General features: G+C 38.0%; 19 protein-coding genes. 8 read left to right on the forward strand and 11 right to left on the reverse strand.

Annotated features, from left to right (window positions below; genetic code table 11):
* Window positions 1–10: 10 nt before the first annotated feature.
* Window positions 11–445, reverse strand: a complete 435-nt coding sequence (locus AC1RFD_RS07975; RefSeq protein ID WP_048392511.1) for a GNAT family N-acetyltransferase — start codon at window positions 443–445, stop codon at window positions 11–13.
* A gap of 183 nt (window positions 446–628) precedes the next feature.
* On the opposite strand from AC1RFD_RS07975, the gene AC1RFD_RS07980 reads away from it, so the two are divergent.
* Window positions 629–1,795 carry an immunity 26/phosphotriesterase HocA family protein gene (locus AC1RFD_RS07980; RefSeq protein WP_103118296.1) on the forward strand — a complete coding sequence of 389 codons (1,167 nt, stop codon included), beginning with the start codon at window positions 629–631 and terminating at the stop codon, window positions 1,793–1,795.
* Between the two features lie 116 nt (window positions 1,796–1,911).
* Window positions 1,912–2,946 (forward strand): YdcF family protein, encoded by a 1,035-nt coding sequence (locus tag AC1RFD_RS07985; RefSeq protein WP_048392508.1) that lies wholly within the window; start codon window positions 1,912–1,914, stop codon window positions 2,944–2,946.
* Between the two features lie 61 nt (window positions 2,947–3,007).
* On the opposite strand, the gene AC1RFD_RS07990 is transcribed toward AC1RFD_RS07985, so the two are convergent.
* From AC1RFD_RS07990 to AC1RFD_RS08025, 8 genes are all read right to left on the reverse strand, one after another.
* Window positions 3,008–3,475, reverse strand: coding sequence for a hypothetical protein (locus tag AC1RFD_RS07990; protein ID WP_103118297.1), 468 nt, complete (start codon window positions 3,473–3,475; stop codon window positions 3,008–3,010).
* 21 nt (window positions 3,476–3,496) lie between these two features.
* Window positions 3,497–3,964 carry a DUF4259 domain-containing protein gene (locus AC1RFD_RS07995; protein WP_103118298.1) on the reverse strand — a complete coding sequence of 156 codons (468 nt, stop codon included), beginning with the start codon at window positions 3,962–3,964 and terminating at the stop codon, window positions 3,497–3,499.
* A 138-nt stretch (window positions 3,965–4,102) separates the two neighbouring features.
* Window positions 4,103–4,903: a hypothetical protein gene (locus AC1RFD_RS08000; protein ID WP_492474789.1), complete on the reverse strand. Its 801-nt coding sequence runs from the start codon at window positions 4,901–4,903 to the stop codon at window positions 4,103–4,105.
* 17 nt (window positions 4,904–4,920) lie between these two features.
* Window positions 4,921–5,616 (reverse strand): DUF4274 domain-containing protein, encoded by a 696-nt coding sequence (locus tag AC1RFD_RS08005; RefSeq protein ID WP_103118300.1) that lies wholly within the window; start codon window positions 5,614–5,616, stop codon window positions 4,921–4,923.
* A gap of 13 nt (window positions 5,617–5,629) precedes the next feature.
* Window positions 5,630–7,291: a DUF6138 family protein gene (locus AC1RFD_RS08010; protein ID WP_492474790.1), complete on the reverse strand. Its 1,662-nt coding sequence runs from the start codon at window positions 7,289–7,291 to the stop codon at window positions 5,630–5,632.
* A 65-nt stretch (window positions 7,292–7,356) separates the two neighbouring features.
* Window positions 7,357–8,418, reverse strand: coding sequence for a suppressor of fused domain protein (locus AC1RFD_RS08015; RefSeq protein WP_492474791.1), 1,062 nt, complete (start codon window positions 8,416–8,418; stop codon window positions 7,357–7,359).
* A 371-nt stretch (window positions 8,419–8,789) separates the two neighbouring features.
* Entirely contained in the window at window positions 8,790–9,338 is a 549-nt protein-coding gene (locus tag AC1RFD_RS08020; protein ID WP_036076496.1) for a hypothetical protein, read from the reverse strand.
* Window positions 9,339–10,211: 873 nt separating this feature from the next.
* The gene (locus tag AC1RFD_RS08025) at window positions 10,212–10,934 is read right to left on the reverse strand and encodes an SDR family NAD(P)-dependent oxidoreductase (protein ID WP_259419605.1); all 723 of its coding nucleotides are present in this window, start codon (window positions 10,932–10,934) and stop codon (window positions 10,212–10,214) included.
* A 394-nt stretch (window positions 10,935–11,328) separates the two neighbouring features.
* On the opposite strand from AC1RFD_RS08025, the gene AC1RFD_RS08030 reads away from it, so the two are divergent.
* On the forward strand, window positions 11,329–12,885 hold the full coding sequence (locus tag AC1RFD_RS08030) for an S-layer homology domain-containing protein (RefSeq protein WP_492474792.1): 1,557 nt from the start codon (window positions 11,329–11,331) through the stop codon (window positions 12,883–12,885).
* Window positions 12,886–12,953: 68 nt separating this feature from the next.
* Here AC1RFD_RS08030 and AC1RFD_RS08035 read toward each other — a convergent pair whose 3' ends face one another.
* Entirely contained in the window at window positions 12,954–13,124 is a 171-nt protein-coding gene (locus AC1RFD_RS08035; protein WP_167444824.1) for a hypothetical protein, read from the reverse strand.
* A gap of 92 nt (window positions 13,125–13,216) precedes the next feature.
* Here AC1RFD_RS08035 and AC1RFD_RS08040 point away from each other — a divergent pair, with 92 nt between their 5' ends.
* Window positions 13,217–14,203: an SDR family oxidoreductase gene (locus AC1RFD_RS08040; RefSeq protein ID WP_492474878.1), complete on the forward strand. Its 987-nt coding sequence runs from the start codon at window positions 13,217–13,219 to the stop codon at window positions 14,201–14,203.
* Window positions 14,204–14,734: 531 nt separating this feature from the next.
* Here AC1RFD_RS08040 and AC1RFD_RS08045 read toward each other — a convergent pair.
* Window positions 14,735–15,715, reverse strand: coding sequence for a DUF2268 domain-containing putative Zn-dependent protease (locus AC1RFD_RS08045; protein ID WP_103118305.1), 981 nt, complete (start codon window positions 15,713–15,715; stop codon window positions 14,735–14,737).
* 199 nt (window positions 15,716–15,914) lie between these two features.
* On the opposite strand from AC1RFD_RS08045, the gene AC1RFD_RS08050 reads away from it, so the two are divergent.
* The 4 genes from AC1RFD_RS08050 (at window position 15,915) to AC1RFD_RS08065 (ending at window position 17,720) form a co-directional block, all read left to right on the forward strand.
* Window positions 15,915–16,139 (forward strand): hypothetical protein, encoded by a 225-nt coding sequence (locus tag AC1RFD_RS08050; RefSeq protein WP_004224247.1) that lies wholly within the window; start codon window positions 15,915–15,917, stop codon window positions 16,137–16,139.
* Window positions 16,140–16,386: 247 nt separating this feature from the next.
* Entirely contained in the window at window positions 16,387–16,512 is a 126-nt protein-coding gene (locus tag AC1RFD_RS08055; protein ID WP_081011033.1) for a YjcZ family sporulation protein, read from the forward strand.
* Between the two features lie 359 nt (window positions 16,513–16,871).
* On the forward strand, window positions 16,872–17,156 hold the full coding sequence (locus tag AC1RFD_RS08060) for a hypothetical protein (RefSeq protein ID WP_036076476.1): 285 nt from the start codon (window positions 16,872–16,874) through the stop codon (window positions 17,154–17,156).
* A gap of 87 nt (window positions 17,157–17,243) precedes the next feature.
* A complete protein-coding gene (locus AC1RFD_RS08065; RefSeq protein ID WP_048392488.1) occupies window positions 17,244–17,720 on the forward strand; it encodes a GNAT family N-acetyltransferase in 477 nt (158 codons plus the stop codon).
* The last annotated feature ends 143 nt before the right edge of the window (window positions 17,721–17,863 follow it).

Here is a 17,863-nt window from a genome sequence, read left to right on the forward strand (position 1 = left end):
ATAAAACTCCTTAATCAATTGTTTTTTCAAATATAATTTTATGTCTGCCTTTTTCATCAATAAATGTTGATAATATATCGAAACCATGCTTGAGGTTGGTAATGAGCATGGCTTTGAATGTATTTCTTCCGTATGTACGAACTTTGTGAAAGCCTAAAGTCTTGATATGCTCATGCTGTTGTTTCATTAATTGACTTGCAATTCCCTGACCGCGATGTGCTACATGAACGCCACCCAACCAACTATAAAAAATATCATCTGGTTGTGGGTAGCCTAGTTTAAAGCCGATCAATGTGTCACCTTCCACTGCCAATATGCAAAGAAGGCCTTCTTTCTTTTCTAGCTTTTCGAGTGGCAAATTTGCTCCATCAAAAACGTGAGCGTGGATTTCTTGTAATTGTTCAAGCCAAGCATAGGGTATGCCTTCAATCGTCACAATATGCATATTCATCACCTCTGTCTGTCATTATAGCAGTTCTATAGCCTGAAGAAAAAGGTAGGCATCTGCTCCAAAAGCAATTATTATCACTGCATAAAAGTAACTATTTTCCATCTAAGCTATTTTCGACACCCACCAAATTCAGTATACTTGACCAAAATACAAAACAATAGCTAGGAGGAAATTCGATTGACACCATTTACTAGTTGGTTAACGAATTCATTGCGCCCCTATTTCGGCCTACATACTTTAGAAGCACATTGGGAAACGATTCCGATTCGAGAGGATTATTTTATTTGCCTTGAAGGCGATCTCATTAAAAAAAGAATTTTCGTGAATGAGCATAGCTACCAAGAAGCGGATGTCGACATTTTAACACGTAATCGTGAAGTCATTGTCCCTCAAACTGCGCGTGGAAAAGAAAAGAAATTGAATTATACCAATATCTCCGCTGTGAAAGCTGCAGGCGTTGTTTTTTCTGTTGGTCTAGGTAATGAAAACCACCCATCTAGCTATATCACAGCTCGTAACACTAAAACATATTACCAGCTACCATTAACAGGCTTTGAGCATTTAACGACTAAGTCGGCTCTCTTGAATTGGTTAGAGCAATTTCCCTCCCAGCTTCCTGCTGATTACTCAGACAAGCTAGAAAAGCTAACCAAGATGAAAAGTCTACGCTATAAGACTGTGCCAGGTGATATTTTTCGTGTAGAAATCGATTTATTTGTAGATGGCTATGTGCTTGTCATTGGCGATTTACGTCAAATGCAAAAGGATCATCTTTTTGGAGAAGATAGTATTTGGCATAATGTAATGACAATGCCATTGTTTGTACGGCCCTATTTGTTGACAACGACAGAGCGCCCGCCTTCTCTTGAGGAAATCATATCTGCTCCATTGGCCCCTCAAACCCATATTGTGATGGATGACCATTTTATGCGAGGATGCTATGAAAAGATAGGCCATAAAATGTTAACAGAATCCGATATTGTATTTCCAATGGGCTATGGCGTGACACTAAACTATGGGAAAGAGCCTCGATATCGTCTATCCTGGGGGACAGGAACAATTAGTAAACCTGCACCTTCCACCTCCTATCAAACAGCTAGCCGTTTTACCAATCATGGTGTCTATGCAGGCGTTGCCAGTGATTGGTTGAAGCAAGAGGAAGGAATTGTAACAGAGTCGCTAGATCATCCACACTTCCGCGAAGATCGTCAGCGGGCACTCGCTGAATTTAGTTTTCCAGATGATATCTCCTACGATGACTTTAATCGCCAAACGGGTGGATTGACCCGCACCCAATATATTCATTACCTCAATAAAACCTATCATCGTACACACAAAAAATAGAGGGAGCTTCTAGATGCTCCCCCTCCACTTTTTCATCGATGGTTGATTTCATTCAATAATTACTTATAATATAGAGATATCATTAACCAACTTCCATCACTAGAGGTGCATTTTGTATGTATTTTGGCATTATTCCACTGATTCTTTTCATCGTTTTTCTTATTTCTTACTTTAAAGACCCAAGAAAAATGATCAACGGACTATTATTTAATCTATTTGTCTGTTCATTTCTGCTATTCTGCGTCATTCTATCTTTAGCATCTGACCATTACTTTTTAAGGCTTATTGTCATTATTCCACTGATTGCTCTTTTCATTTTAATTCCTTTTGGTATTGTTGCTTTAATGTTTGGTTTATTTTTAAATGCGAGAGTATTAATGAAGCGAGAAGGTAGACGTTTAGCCAATTCCTTAACATTACTTGTGGCGATTGGCATTTTACTTTTTATCCTATTACCGATTATCAATCCAGCGAGTTTGTTTTCAGTCCACCTCCAGCCCATTTTTGGTGGAATTTCACTCATTACGTTTTATTTTTTTATCCATTTATCCAATTTTTTATCTGCTTATTTTCTCTACCAATTCAATCGCCCTCGATTGAATCAAGATTTTATTATTGTACTAGGCAGTGGATTAATTAATGATAAGGTGCCTCCACTTTTAGCTAGTAGAATTCAAAAGGCAATTGACTTCTATCATAAGCAAGCAGCAGTGACTACTCCACCTACCATTATTTTCTCTGGTGGACAAGGTCCTGATGAAAATCTACCCGAAGCTGAAGCGATGCAACGATATGCAATAGAAAAAGGCATTCCCATTGAGCATACACTTCAGGAGAACCGCTCTGTGAATACCTATCAAAATATGTTATTTTCTAAGCAGCTCATGGATGATCGGAAACAGGGTGAGGCCTATAACAGTATTTTCACCACGAATAATTTCCATCTTTTTCGTGCGGGTATTTATGCAAGACTTGCGGGCTTAGATAGTCAGGGCATTGGCTCTAAGACAGCTTTTTATTATTGGCCAAATGCGATGATTCGTGAATATGTAGCGATTGTTGTAATGGCACGAAAACGACATATGAAAATGATTGGACCTATTGTAATCATTTCGATTGCACTATCTCTATTCAGCTTTTTCTTTGTATAGGTTCTAAGAAATGGATTCGTACACTTTTTATAGAAAGTGTTACGAATCCTTTTTGATGCTATCATACCCAAAATTTCTTCAGCTGTTGTTCATATAATGTCTCATAGTAAAGTTTTCGAGGATAGCGTTGTTCTTGTAATACCTGATAGAGAATGGATTGACCTTCCTCATAGCGAATCCCCTCATCACAATTATCAAATAGTTTTCGTGTCAGCTGTCTTACTAGGTGAACATCTTTTGTGTTCACTCTCCAGCCAAATTGAATTAAATCCAGCTGATCGAGCGGATCTCGATAAGTATCAAGTACCACACAGACATGTGGTTGCTGCTTATTCGCAAATACTAAAACATGTCCTGTATGAATGGATTGACCAAAATAACGTTCGTAAATCTCTGCTATCGGTACTTGGATTTCAAGCACATCCATGATCGTCTGTAAAGTTGGATGTGCTATATAGTCATCACTTGTCTCATCTGGATATTCAACCAACTCCATGATGGAAGCCATCATCCAAAAATCATAGGTCATTTCCAATCACTCCATTTATTTTTATTGTGGCAAACGGTTAATCGCTTGTTCCACCGTCTGAATAAGATAGGCTAAGTTGGACTGCCATTCTGGCCAACTCTTGGACTCTTGCCATAATTCTACAATCTCTCTACTACCATGTTGATCAGGTACTTCATCTCTAATGTCCTGTAAATACCGCAATATAAATGTCAAAGAGCTTTCATCTACTACCCATTGTATTTGTCTATCCTTACTTTCTTGACCATAAATGGTTCCCGTATTCAGATATTGACTATAAAGCTCTGCCAAAGCCAAGGCACTCATATCGTAGAAAAAATCTATATCCTCCAATGTTTTACCAAAAAAGCCTTGCTGTTTCATGGCCTGTACAATTTCCGATAAAGTTAGCTGATTGGATTCCTTATGCTGTTCCATATACTCCCGCAAAAACGCCACTACATCTAAACCTTCATCACTTTCCAATGCTTTGTATCCCCAAGCCCCCATCTCACTGCACCTCTCTTTCTTATTCTAGTAAAGCTCTGGTAAAAGTAAAATCTGCACATTATTAGTGCATGACCATGGCAGCTGTTCATTATAGTAGCCGCTCTTAAAATTCCTTTGCTATAGCAATAATCCTCAGCTTTATAGGTAGGAGCCAAAGTAAAACTTCATCTTTTCCTGTGAATAGCCATCCTGTCCTCTCCAAGTCGCCATTGACATAAAATCAGTTCCACGTCCACGCTCCTTGCGATAATCATCCTTTGATACGAGTAGTCCCGCATAACCCCAGATTTCCATGACCACATCTCGTTCATGTTGATTGGACTTGAAAACATCTTTCCAGCGCTTTTCAAGCTGTCTAGCTGCATCTGTGTCGTTACAGGATTCTATTGCTGCTACCATCTGTTTTAAGATGGCTACGTCATCCTCACTTACATTCAATGCTTCTTGTTCTTTCACTAGGCATTCTAAGTCTAGTAAACAATAGATGAGCCAATTGAGGCGAACTCCTCCCCACTTGATGCGTTCAAAATTAAGCACATTTAAATCTTCATTGACATACGTATCATTGGACATGATTTTCTGCTCATTACAGTAGCCACAGCCACTATAGGAGACCAATGCCACAGGTTGTTCATCATACGTATGCATTGGTAAATCATGCGTAAGAGCCCAGCTCGATAAGGCACTGCGTAAATGTACTTTGCGCGTCGATAAGCTATGCAAAAATGCCTTTACCACAAGCTCCTTTGTTAAGAATTTCTCATGAAGCTGTTGCAATCTTTGTACACATTCATCATGGGAAATCGTTAATCGATCAAACATCAAGCCCTTACTTTTAGCATATTGAAAATCTTCTTCTGTATAGGTATAACCACCTGAACGCCATCCACCAGATTGCCAATAGGTTTGCATTAATATTTTCCTTGCTTTTTGGTCCATTACTCTCTCCTCGCTAGCTAGCACTTTAATTTTTCTTGTAAGGCTAGTGCCATCTCTTTCCATGGTCGCTTCCAATCGGAACTCGCTATCTCTTCCTCTGTTAGTGCTAGCCAATATTCTCCTTCCATTAGCTCAAACATGTCTATCATGGTAATAGGGGCACAAACTGGATTAGCTAATGCTGCGAGCATAGGCTCGGGGCCATCATCCCAGTTATAGCTATTGACAATGGCATGTAAAATAACAGCTGATGATACCTTGCTTATGCGCTGGCACATTGTATTGAGAGAATCCTCGTATAAAATGGCATCAGCTTGCTGTTGTTCTTGTGCATTCAAAGTTAGACGGATTGCACCTGGTGTATCTACCAATATATCAGCGATTCTTGCATGCTCCCTTGCCGCAAACCAAGCTGTAGCGGTAATCCCCTCTGGCTCAGATAAATTTACACCCTTTGCAAGTAGTAAAGAAATCACTTCTTTCTGCTTAAACTTTACCGCTTTTTTCAGTGCTGTATCACCAAGCTTATCTCGTGCCTCCAAGTCTATATGCTGTGCCAAAAGAAGCTTGATTCCTTCATGTGGCATTCGATTTGTTATAAAAAGCATCAATGGTGTTCTCCCACGTGCATCTCGCTCATTTACATCTAATTTAGTAAGGGCCTCCCGAACGACCTCTAAATCCTTGGATTTACTCACTTCCGTCCATTCCATTCGTCTACCCCATTCAGGAATCCATCCATTGCAGTAATTTCTCAAGTTCATCCCTTATTGGTGCTGATTCTTGCTTTAGTCGCTGAGCAAGCTTCTTGGAACTACCGAATATTCGATATAAAACAAATGGACGCTGATAATCTGCTTTCTTTTCAAGTTCTTGTCCGAGTGCCACGAGCAAATCTAAATCCATGATGTCAATGTTCTTTATTGGCTTAGCTGATTCACTTGCACCAAGTAAAATAGCTACAAACACAGGCATCATCTCTACTGATAAGCCATGTGCTTCAAGAAAGGCTTCCGCATAAGCATCTTGCACGGATTGATGCTCTGTATCAACGAGTAACATATATCGTTGAACAAGTGGAAAATAATCCTTGCTATAAAGCCCTAATCCAAAAACCGCATAGGTGCTGGGCATAGCTGATTTTTCACTCGGCTCAACATCCTGATACCAAGCAAATTCCTCCATAGCAAGCTGGGCATAGTCCGCTAATAAATGGAAAAGATTTGGATATTGTAGGCAATTGGCGAAAAATTGATGAAGCTTTGATTTAGCTAACTTTTTAATAGGAAGATAATTTTTCGCTTTACTCTTTAAAGTCAGCTTATAGCCCTTTGGAAAACCTTCTTGTAGCAGTTGAATGATATAGTAAAGGGCTTCACGATAAGCGTTTTCCTCTTCTACCATCACTCGTATATCAATCGTTTGTAAAATATCATTTGCCTGTCCTTCGAATACATCCCGCTTTCTTATACTTTCAAAACGACCGCTTCCTTTTTCCAAATAATTAGCTGCCTGCAGCGAGCCAAGCTGCTTCGCAAGTTCCAAGTATTCTAATCGAGTGGCTGGCTCTTTTTGACCAATCTTCAACGCGACATAAAGAAAGAAATCTAGTTTTTCCTGCTCTAGTTGTTGTACCGAGTCCTCTGTTTTCAATACCCACTCTTTCCTATAATCGCCTGCTTGTTCAAAATAGTGCGTTAAAAAATGCTCCTCTGCCCACTGCTTAAAGGCCATTGTATAATAATAAATCCATTTGTCTAAACGTTCTTTATTCGCCCGATGCTTTTCTTGAAGCCGATGAATAAATGGTTCGACTTCCTCAGCTGTTTGATGGAAAAAATGTGGATTGACCAAATGCTTCGCAAGGAAAAATTCATCATTGTCACTTGGTCTTACTGGTAGCTCTGCCATCACCTTTGTTTCTATAAAGCTTGCCAGCACTTGTTTCGTTGACGCTAGTTTACGATTATTCAACAGCTCCTTTTGATAATGAAGCACCGTTTTATCATGTTCAAATTCCAGCACAACCTCAAAGCAGTAATCAAAAAATCGGGGACCGTATTGCTCAGATTGAAATACTTCCTCTGTTTTAGTACATAAAGCACTAAAAAGCTCTTCAATATGCTGGACATCTGTAAATTCTTGTATGTATGAACCCGCTTCCACCTTATAGGAGCTATCACTCCAACTAAATGGCTCATAAACATCTATAAAGATTGTGCCATTAGGACTTTTTCCTTTTTTCCAGGCAACTTTCAAATATTGAAGGATGCCTGCTTGTAACCTACTTTGCTCTTTCAGCCCTGTTATTCGTTTACTCTCTTGTTGATAAACAGCCGTGATTTGCTCCCACACAGCCGCTAGAAAATGCTCTACACACTGCTTCACTTTACATCCTCCCTTTCTATGGTTAGAGAAAAATCTCCCGCTAAAGCCTTAGCGAGAGATCCATCTTATCCGATTGTTTTCACAACCGCTCCTTCTTGATTTTTAATATGTGTCTTCAAAATTTGAAAACTTACACCAACTAAAGAAGAAATAGTGAATTGACTTTCTTGCGGTATCAGCCTCTGACTTAATTCTTCTACCGCTGCCTTGTTCAATGTGATCGTAATCTCTTGACCATTCTCTGAATAGCCTATTTGAGGGCCTGCTTTAAATATTATCGTTATTTGTTGACCGACTAAGGTAAGATCTTTATCTTTCAGAATACGTCCACGTAATAATTTACTAATGACAGCTGCTTGCTTTGCTCCAAGTTGAACAACATTAGACGGTTTGTTAAACCAGCTCTTTTTTTCTACTTCCCAAGCAAGTTGATCTACGAAAAGAAACCCCGTATTAGAGCCATCTTCCTCCATTCCTCGCACAACTGCCTCGGCAACTTCAGGATTTTGTAGGAGAGAAGTTCTTGTTAAATCCGTAGTATAGCTTGGTATTTGCTTCATGCCAGCCTGTAGTACACCAAGTGTATTCCATGTCTGCATCGCTTCTAACTCATCCTCTGAAATACCGACCATTTGGATAAACTCCATCTTGCCATTTGGTGTATCGATTTCAGCAAGCTCTGGATCATGTGTAAAGGCTAGTGCCGTTAATTGTGTGTCGGCATCGAGGCAAATCGGACCATTTGCATCCAAATAATCTCCCGCTCTAAATACATTACCACTATTAAACACATATCTGCCCATATTCTGTAGTAAATTCAATGCCCAAGCAGGTGGCTCGTCCTCATCTAGTTGACGTACTAGTCGAAATGTTAATTCAAATCCATATCCACTATAGTCCTTGTTTTCAAATTCCTTTTCATATAGTTCCGAGAAGCCATATGTAACAAAATGCCAATGCGGAATGGATGTTTCGCTTTTATAAACACTAATTCCATCTAAAGGATCTTGTCCTCCCAGTGAATAGGGAATCAAAGTTCCATAATGCTTTGGCTCCTGCTCACCATATACCTGTGCTAATGCCTGATCAATCGCATCCCAGCCAACTGCTGCTATTTCATCACTCATTTCCATATCCTCCTTGCTGATATCACTCGTAGAACGTACGTATCTATTATTTATGATAGCAATTTTATGGTGACTCTTTTAACAGGAATAGGACTCATTTTCCAGTTTCCAGCAACTAGGTTTATTGACATTCTATATGGGGTAAATATGACTAATATTGATGACGCCTTAGCGTAATTGCGTTCATTTTTTTCGAGCTTGCTCGAAAAGTATCGGGACACCATTGAATCAAAAAATACAATTTGTACATTTATCGCACCACTGATAAAGAAGGGTGTTTTTCGCTGAAAGATAAAAAGACAATCCTCTTACAAAATAGAAGATTGTCGCATGAGTGTCTATTTTACTATTTAAACGTCAGGTAGTGCATCTTAACCATATAGCATAGCTGGCTCACGAACCGTTTGTAAATAATCTGCCAATTTCCCTGCAAATACTTTCTCTAAATACGGTAATTGCGCTAGGCAATGAGGCGTCATTAATGCTGGGTTTTGATATATTTTTAGCCCTCCCACCTTTAGTAGCGTCGCTACAAACTGGGAACAAAAATAAGCACGCTCTCGTCTCACTTCCTTTTGCATCACCACACCAAAAAGTCCGATAAAATTATATTTATAGCGATCTCGATTCCAGTACATATAACGGACAATTTTCATCATGTCTAAATATTGATAATGTGATATACGACAGCGATAAATAACACAATCCGCACACTCAAATAGCCCTCTTTCTGCATCCTCTCGTAAAAAGCCCCCACTTAACGGATTGTTCAATTGCCTTCGACCAAAGCTATACATTTCAAATAGCCCCTCATCAAAGGCTATGGATGCATGATTCATCTCCTTGCCCGTATACATGCCGATCGCTTTTGATAATAACGTCCCTGTTTTGGTTAATACTATGTAAATCGTATGTGCCATATCTTCACCTACTTAATATTCTCTCTCCTACTACCAATACGTTTTAAATCTTCAAATGGTTTCGTGAATTTCCTTTTTTTATAATTATACACAGCGAATCTTAAATATTTCCTAGTAGAACCTGAAGATTTTCTTAAGATTTAATAGGCTGGAAGTATTTTTAGAATTGGTTATGACGATGAAAGGATGTTGATTTTTTTACTACCTTTATTTATATGAGCTTAATTGTAGTGTTATGTGTGAAGGGGTCGTGAAAATTTTTTCTAAGAGAAGGAATCTATTTCCCCTTTTAATTAAAAGACGCTACTCACGTCCTGTTGTTGAAAAAAGGTGATGTCAACGGCAGAAAAAGTAATTTTGAAAGGCAAGGGGTTGATTTCCGTTCCGCCAGCGTCCTTTCCAAGGGGCGTCCCATGAGCCGCTTCACTCACTTTCGTTCGCTCCAGGGTCTCATCTGTGACGCTAAAAACCCTAGGAGTGACGCTGACTCCTTCCAATCAACCCTTCTGCAAAAGTGTCTTTACTTTTTTCATCCTTGCATAGCAATCAAATAGTCCAATATCTGTATTCTTAGGGGGATAGGATTTTTATTTTCAATGTGGAGAAGTGATGAGTGACAACACCCCTCCATAAAGAGGAATGAAAACCTTTGCTAAAAAAACATTTTTGTGGGTTGGGGTGAAAGGCTACTTGACTACCATGGGATAACGAGACAGGCAAGCCACTAAACAGAGGAAGCTGCTCTACGCTCGCCCACAGGAAAGCAAGTAGCCTACAATGGAAACCATTTTCACTTTTCACAAAAATGCTATGGATGGTTTTGTTTTTCAACACTATGACGCTACTCAATCTTGAGTAGTGTTCACTGAGTAATCATGCATTTAAATCCGTTATGGCTGGGACATTAATTTCTTTTACACAGGAGACTGCTGATAGATTAATTACACATTGCACAAGAGAGACAATATCTTGTACGGGGATTCGTGTACCTTCATATAAATGAATGGCTTTTTCCGCTCCTTCTTCATAGGGTACTTCTGCTGCCAGTTCACCAGGATTAATGCATGTGACAGAAATTTTATCTTTCCTTAAATGTTCACGTAGTGCATTTGTAATGCCCCTTACGCCGAATTTAGATGTGACAAATGAAACTTGTGCATTGTTTGTGTGATCTAAGCCTGCTGTAGATCCAATTAAAATAACCTTTCCCTGCTCCGCTTGTCTTAAGTTGGGTAAAAGTGCCTGAATATATGTAATAGTAGAAGTTAGATTGATATTGATTAATTTCGAAATATCCTCTACTTCATCCTTATCAAATGTATAATCATCTTCAAAACCACGCTTTTCCCATACACCCACATTATAAATTAATACATCGAGCGGAATGCCTTGTAACACTTCTTTTAAAGTGGAAATTTGTTGTTGACTAGACAGATCAATGGATAACCAGTGACGATTTACTCCATCATTTAGCTCTAAACTATTGGGTCTCGTTCGTGCTACCATCCATACTGTATCTCCTTTGACAGGTAACCCCTTAACAAATGCATCTCCCAATCCTTGGCTAGCTCCAAAGATAATAAAATTCCTACTCATATTACCATCCTTTCTCATGACAAAATGTAATGAAAACCTGTAGCTTGTTGCCGATCAATATATCTTTAAGTGAAAGGAATTTCTCACTTTCAAAATTATCGCTACTAACTGAAAAGAATGAATAACTTTCACCTTATTTGATCTTAACGTATTTAATGCTATTAATCTCTTTTTATCACTTGAACTTGCCACTGCAAATTATTGTGAAGAGAACCTAAAGTAGTTGCAGTCACACAGCCTTCTGCAAAACCAACAATAATTATTTCTTTAATACCAGTAGCATTTATAAATCTAGTTAGCTCTGGGTCACTTTATATTTGTTATTCATTACCAATAGAATTTATCTGTTTAAACATGCTATCATTTTGTGGATATTGGTTAAAGCAGGTGAAAGATGAAAAGAAAGCTTATTTATACAATAATGTTCGTTTTATTCTGTTTCGTTTTTTTAATGAATCACATTTCTGTCTCTGCAAGTGGCTTTGATGATATAAAAAAACTGCCGAATCAAATGCAACAAGAAGTACAGGATCTAACAAAAAGAAATATTATTAAGGGGACAACACCGACAACTTTTTCCCCAAACACGACGATTACTCGTGGTCAAGTTGTCGTAATGATAGGACGATATATCGAACAGAACGGCATAGCGAAGGTTGATAAAAATTGGGAGGAAATGGATCGTTTTATGGATATGCCCCTTCGTGTGAAGGATCGTGAATTGCTAAAGTATTCAACTTTACTTTACGATAATGGCATCTTTAAAGGAGAAAATGGACGCCTAAATCCATATAATCACATGACACGAGAACAAATGGCACTAACGTTAAACCGACTTATGGTATTAGCCCGAAACTATTCATTGATTGACTATGCCTATGATTTGCAAAGTGATGTAGTGGATATACAGAAAGCAAATAAAGAAGCTAGACCCTATATAGAGGCACTTAATGCTTTAGGCATTTCCAATGTAGATACTTTCTATCCCAAAAACAGTGTGACACGTGTGCAGTTTGCTTCTTTTTTATCAAGAACAATCAAATTAATTGAGCGCAATCACCATGTTATTCATTTTGAAAAAACAGCTGAAGAGCTAGGATTTCAAAAAATTTCAAATGTAACAACGATCAATAAATCCCATTTACATGTGTCCTTTTCTAATTCTCTTCTTCATATTTATGCACGCTATGATGGTAACTTTGCCATCGACGAAGAAGTGCTAATTGAAGGGACTAGCCTTTTTGGTCGCCCTCACGAATCACGATTACAGCTAAGAAATCAATTTATGCAATCAAATGCTTTCTCCATTGTAAAAAAATACATTCCAGGTCAACATGGATATATCAATATGAACCTTTTCTTAATGCATAGTTTTACAGATGCGCATTACAAATTATTAGATACAGGAAAAGAATATGGATCAGAAGCAGGATATTTAGATAAACAAGGTATATCTATGTATTTCATAAACAGTGATTCTGGCATAATAGAGCATACAATCAATGGAACTGTATTATCTATTAAAAATGAAGAAATTATAAGAACACCCAAGACGGTGCATTACCGATATTATTTCGACTATCAAGGTGTGATGGTATCTGATACAGATGCCATGAATCATATCGGTGATAAGCGTTACACAGTAACAAATAATGGAGATGTTCTATTTGAAGGAAAAGTACTAAAAGACCGTACATTTTATTATTTACCTATCATTCGGCCGGTACCTTTTCATACCTATAATGATGATTTCGGTGGATTTACGTATACCGATGATGTGACATTGCAACAAATTTTAGCATTCCACAAAACGGACGGACAAAAATCAAGTATTCCCAGACAATACATGCATCCAAAGGTGCTAGTGATTGATGGGAAGAAAAATATATATGGTACAATTAATCTACGGGATGCAACGTTCGGGACTTTCGAAGAGATTAAAAATTATTAATATTCTTATAAATAAAGAAGCCATCTGGTGTTGTTTTTTCAGCATCAGATGGCTTCTTCGTTTACAGTTTATTCATTGTCCCAAATCGGATAATATGACTCGTAGATTGGGTAGCTATAATAAGGTGGTCTTACGCCAATGGTTGGTGTTAACCAGGTGTCATTCAAATAATGGATCTCAAGTGTAGACGCTTCATTTTCTAATAATCGCGTAACCTCTGGGAAAAATTCAACCTCCATTTTCAGTCCTCCTGTTTCCTTCACTGCTTGTTTGGATGTTTAACACAAAAAGCTAAGCTTTCATAGTATATGTGGAAAAGGAGGGATTGGTTATTACTAATCCGAATGACAAGGACTATCGTGAATTATTAGCACAAATCCACTTTTATCAAAAGTGGTTTGAGGACAATAAAAAGGAAGATCCATACCCGCAATATCCTGTCTATGGGAAGATTACGCAATATAAAGAAGTGCCACTTACTCAACCTGAACAAAGACAATTACGCCAACCCGGATTGGAAAGCTTAATGGTTCCTAAGCCCATCATAGAAAATCCTCATTATAAAGGGAGTGGTAAATTAAAGGGAAAAGTTGCGCTTATTACTGGGGGTGATAGCGGGATGGGTGCAGCTGCTGCCATTGCCTTTGCGAAAGAAGAGGCCGATGTGGCCATTGCTTATTTAGATGAGCATGAAGATGCGCTAAGAACGAAAAAAAGAGTTGAAGAATTAGGACAAAAATGTCTGCTGCTTCCTGGAGATCTTCGCTTTAAAAAACAATGTGTAGACATTGTTTCCGAAACGATGAACACTTTTGGTCAATTGGATATTTTATGTAACCATGTTGGGATGCAATTTCAGCAAAATGAGCTGACAGACATCACGGATGAACAGTTTGATGAAACCTTTAAATTAAATGTATATGCTCACTTCTATACGACAAAAGCCGCTCTCCCTTATTTACGAGCAGGAAGCTCCATTATTGGCACTGCCTCCGTTGTGGCTTATGCTGGAGAACCTTTACTCATCGATTATTCTGCTACAAAGGCGGCTATCGTAGGCTGGACTCGTTCCCTAGCTAAAAGCGTTGCCAAAAAACAGATTCGTGTCAACGCGATAGCCCCTGGCCGTATTTGGACACCACTTATTCCTTCTAGCTTTTCCTCTGATGAAAACGCCTTACATGGAACTAATTTATTTAACCGAATGGCTCAGCCCTTTGAAGTCGCCCCTACTTTTGTCTATTTAGCATCAGATGATTCGAGGCATGTTACAGGGCAAGTCTTGCATGTAGATGGTGGCGAATCAACCAATTCATAATCGACATTATATTTAAAATATGTACTAAAAATTTTCTATTAAATGAAAATATAAATTCATCCATAGCAGACAAGGAAAAACCACCTTTTTTATCCATGATGCCAAGGATTATACCTATAATAAAAGCTTTACACCCTTATTTCAATTACTTTTCAATTTACTTACAGTGGTAATGTTCTTAAGTTCTTTCACATACATTAATGTCGGGATAGCACCTTTAACATCGCCCCCAAGATGTTTTTGTACAATGCTATCCCTTTTTACATACTCTGTTTAGTTGGAGATTTCCCCAAGTTTTAATTCATTAAAAGCCGTTGCATTGTTCTTGGGAAGGTTCTCCTCATTCCAATCATCCTAATAGGACTGTGCGGCATTAGATAAGCCACTGCGATTTAAAACCGTAGTGACTTATTGTTTGTTTTTTCGATTGAGAAAGTCCTATCATTATGCTGCATGTTTTACTAGTTCATGTTGTAATCAGTAAAAGTGCTCTTTAATTTTGTACTCTCACAAATAAGTGTCATAAAATAGTTATTGATAGTGTTCCAAGTATTTTCCTTCTTCGAAAATTTCTTGTGCACTTAAGGCTGTCCAATCCTCTGGTGTTTGTTCAGGATGCAAGTCAAGATAGTTTTTAACCATCTTATAGCCTTCACTGTAACCATAATTTTTCGGTAACCCTTTTCCACCATATAAGATGTCTGAGGTACGATTACTGTCGTACTTATGTAAATCAGGTTCTACTTTAGACCATAATTCCTTGTTGTAAGTTACATTCTTTGCTGTATAGCCGTAGTCAGGATAAACGTTTTTTTCAAACATGACCGCTTTTCCTTCAAAGACGATACTATCCAATACCGAAGCTCCGACATCTTTATTTAAATATTTTTCCGCCCAAACGCTGTGATGGTATTCGTGAGCAACAGTTGACTTTATACCATCATCCAAAACATTTAGATAAAGCGGGAGGATGATTTTGCCCGCTCCTACTGCGAAGGGTATTCTATTATTGGTTGCTGAAGGGAATACACAAACAGCTACATCGCTTTGAGAGGGTAAGAGGTCTGCGGATTTCAATAGCGATTCTTGAATGAGTTGATTGATTTCTGCTTTATGTGTTTCCATTTTTTCACTCACCATTTGTATTTCTGTTAGCCTGCTAGGAACCGTATTAAGCAGAGTTTCTGCCATATGATAATATTCCCCATTTTCAAAACAATCCTGGTAGATCGGTTGAATAACTTCCTTTTTATACAGATCCAGAGTTTCCGAGCTTGAAAGATTCGGATTCTCTTTGACCTTTTCCATATACGGATAAAACAGTTGATTGGCATGAATGATTTTGTATTTTTGTTTGGTTTGAGGGTGCTCAAATGAGAACACCATCTCTTCATCATCTGTTATTTGCTTTTTCTCATGAAGTTGGCTCTCACTTTTTTCTGTTGGTGTACAGGCAGCAAGCATAAGTAGTAAGAGACCTAGAATAAAGGTGATTCCCTTTTTAAATTTCATCCATTCTCCTCCCAATCGTTAATAACTAAAAATTCTTTATAACCCCATATATAACTTATATTACCATAAAAATAGTAATGAAAGAATGATTGATTTGTCAGTATTTAGTTAGCATCTCCACAAACGGAGTGTACGATTTTGTGAAGGTAAGAACCTCTAGCCACTCTTTTCATATATTATAGTGAAAGGAGTGGCTATTGTGCCTTGGCAACATAAAATTCCGTATTTAATCGGTCAGCCTGTTGGTGTTTCTTTTACAAATGGTCAAGGAACTTCTGGTGTCCTCTGTGGCGTATCGGGAGGAAAACTGCTTGTTCTTGAATATTTGTATCAAAGTCAATTTGCCTTAAAGCAGTACGACCTTCATATGATTCATGATGTGAACGGCTTCCCCCCTTGTCATACGCAGCAGCCCTTATACTAAAAAAACATCCTAGAACGGATGTTTTTTTACATCGTGTTGAATACCAAAACAATTAGTAGAATTTGTTTCATTATTCTTGATACTATACAGGCTAACAACTAACTCAAGCTACTATTCCATCATAATAATAAAGTAAAGCTTTCACCGCTTTATTCCCGAATGAAGGGACAACTCATTTTTTCTCTACTCGCTAACACCCCCCTTTTGTCCAATACATACTTTAAAAGAAAGAAAGGAGGTGTGTTTCATGAGTTACTGTAATTTCAATAGTTACTGTGGCGGGGACAATGGAAGCGGCAATAGCTCTACATTCGTGCTTATTGTTGTACTATTCATCCTTCTTATTATCGTTGGTGCTAGCTTCATGTGTTAATTGATCTTCTCAGGCTTTAGCCTCTGTTCCATTACAGAAGCTAAAGCCTTTTTAGCATGAATCACTACCACAGCTATTCAAATCTCCTCCCTTTTCGTTTTTTTCTAGCTCATTTATTTTTACTCACAATTAAAAGTTAGTAATTTAGATAGATAACTATCTTAAACCGCTAGCTTCACATAATAATAGTAGTGTAAAGTTCTTGTAACTTTACTTTACACTCCTTTTGGTACTTGGGGTCACTTTCGTCCGAGTGACCCTGTTCTAGCAACACACATTTAGTTTCTCCTTTTCCCTATCAAGCGGAATCATCGGAACATTCCTACAACAAATTCGTTTTTATAGGAAGGAGGAAAACAATGGGAATTAATTTAAATCTCTGGTCATTTATCTTATCTTTGGGCTGTATTCTATTATTTTTTCTATCAGGTTCAATGAAAGACTTCTTTGACACCTATCTTCATTTCCATCCATTACTGTTGACACTACTCTTGTCTATTGCCTGTTTCTACCTAAGCCTGGTCGGTATGAAAAATGTTAAAAATTTAACGACCTTGCTTCGAGGAATTTTAACAATGGTCATTACACTTATTGTGATGATTAGTATTTCTTTTATTTTACTTTTTGGTACCCTTTTAAGTTAAAATGACCTACCCCCACATTATTTTAATACAAGCCTCCTTGACGAACGTTTGTTCTATGGTTAAACTATTAGAAAAGGAGGCTTTTTTATGCAAGAAACAACGAATATTGAGTTAGTACATTTCTCTGAAAGCTATGTAGAGCAGTTAAATCGTTTTGAATTACCTGAAGAACAACACCAATTTACGGCACTTCCTCAAGAGATTTCAATCGAGAAGGTCGGACAGTATCCAATTGTGATTTTAAGTGGTGGCGTACCTGTCGGCTTTTTTGTGCTTCATGCAACGGACAGAGTCCAACAATATTCTAGTAATCCTCAGGCAATGTTACTAACTGCCCTGTCCATCGACCATCAGCAGCAAGGTAGGGGCTATGCTAAAAAGGCTATGTCTGCACTTGCTGATTTTGTGAAGCAGGAGTTTAAAGAATGTAATGAAGTAGTGTTAGTCGTCAATCATAAAAATATAGCTGCACAGAATTTATATGTCAAAGTAGGCTTTATGGATCATGGAGAAAGAAGAATGGGACCTATTGGTGAACAAATCGTTATGAATTTGCCATTGTAAAGAAATCGTCACTCATTTGCTTTTCAAAATGCGAGACGTACCTTACAAACAATGGAATTCTATTTTCCCCTACCATCTCTAAGAATTTCATTGTTACACCTCCACTCCCTGGCATATAAGCTTTTCCTTCACGAATTCAACTG

The sequence above is a fragment of the Lysinibacillus sp. GW823-FHT02G10 genome (assembly GCF_058797135.1).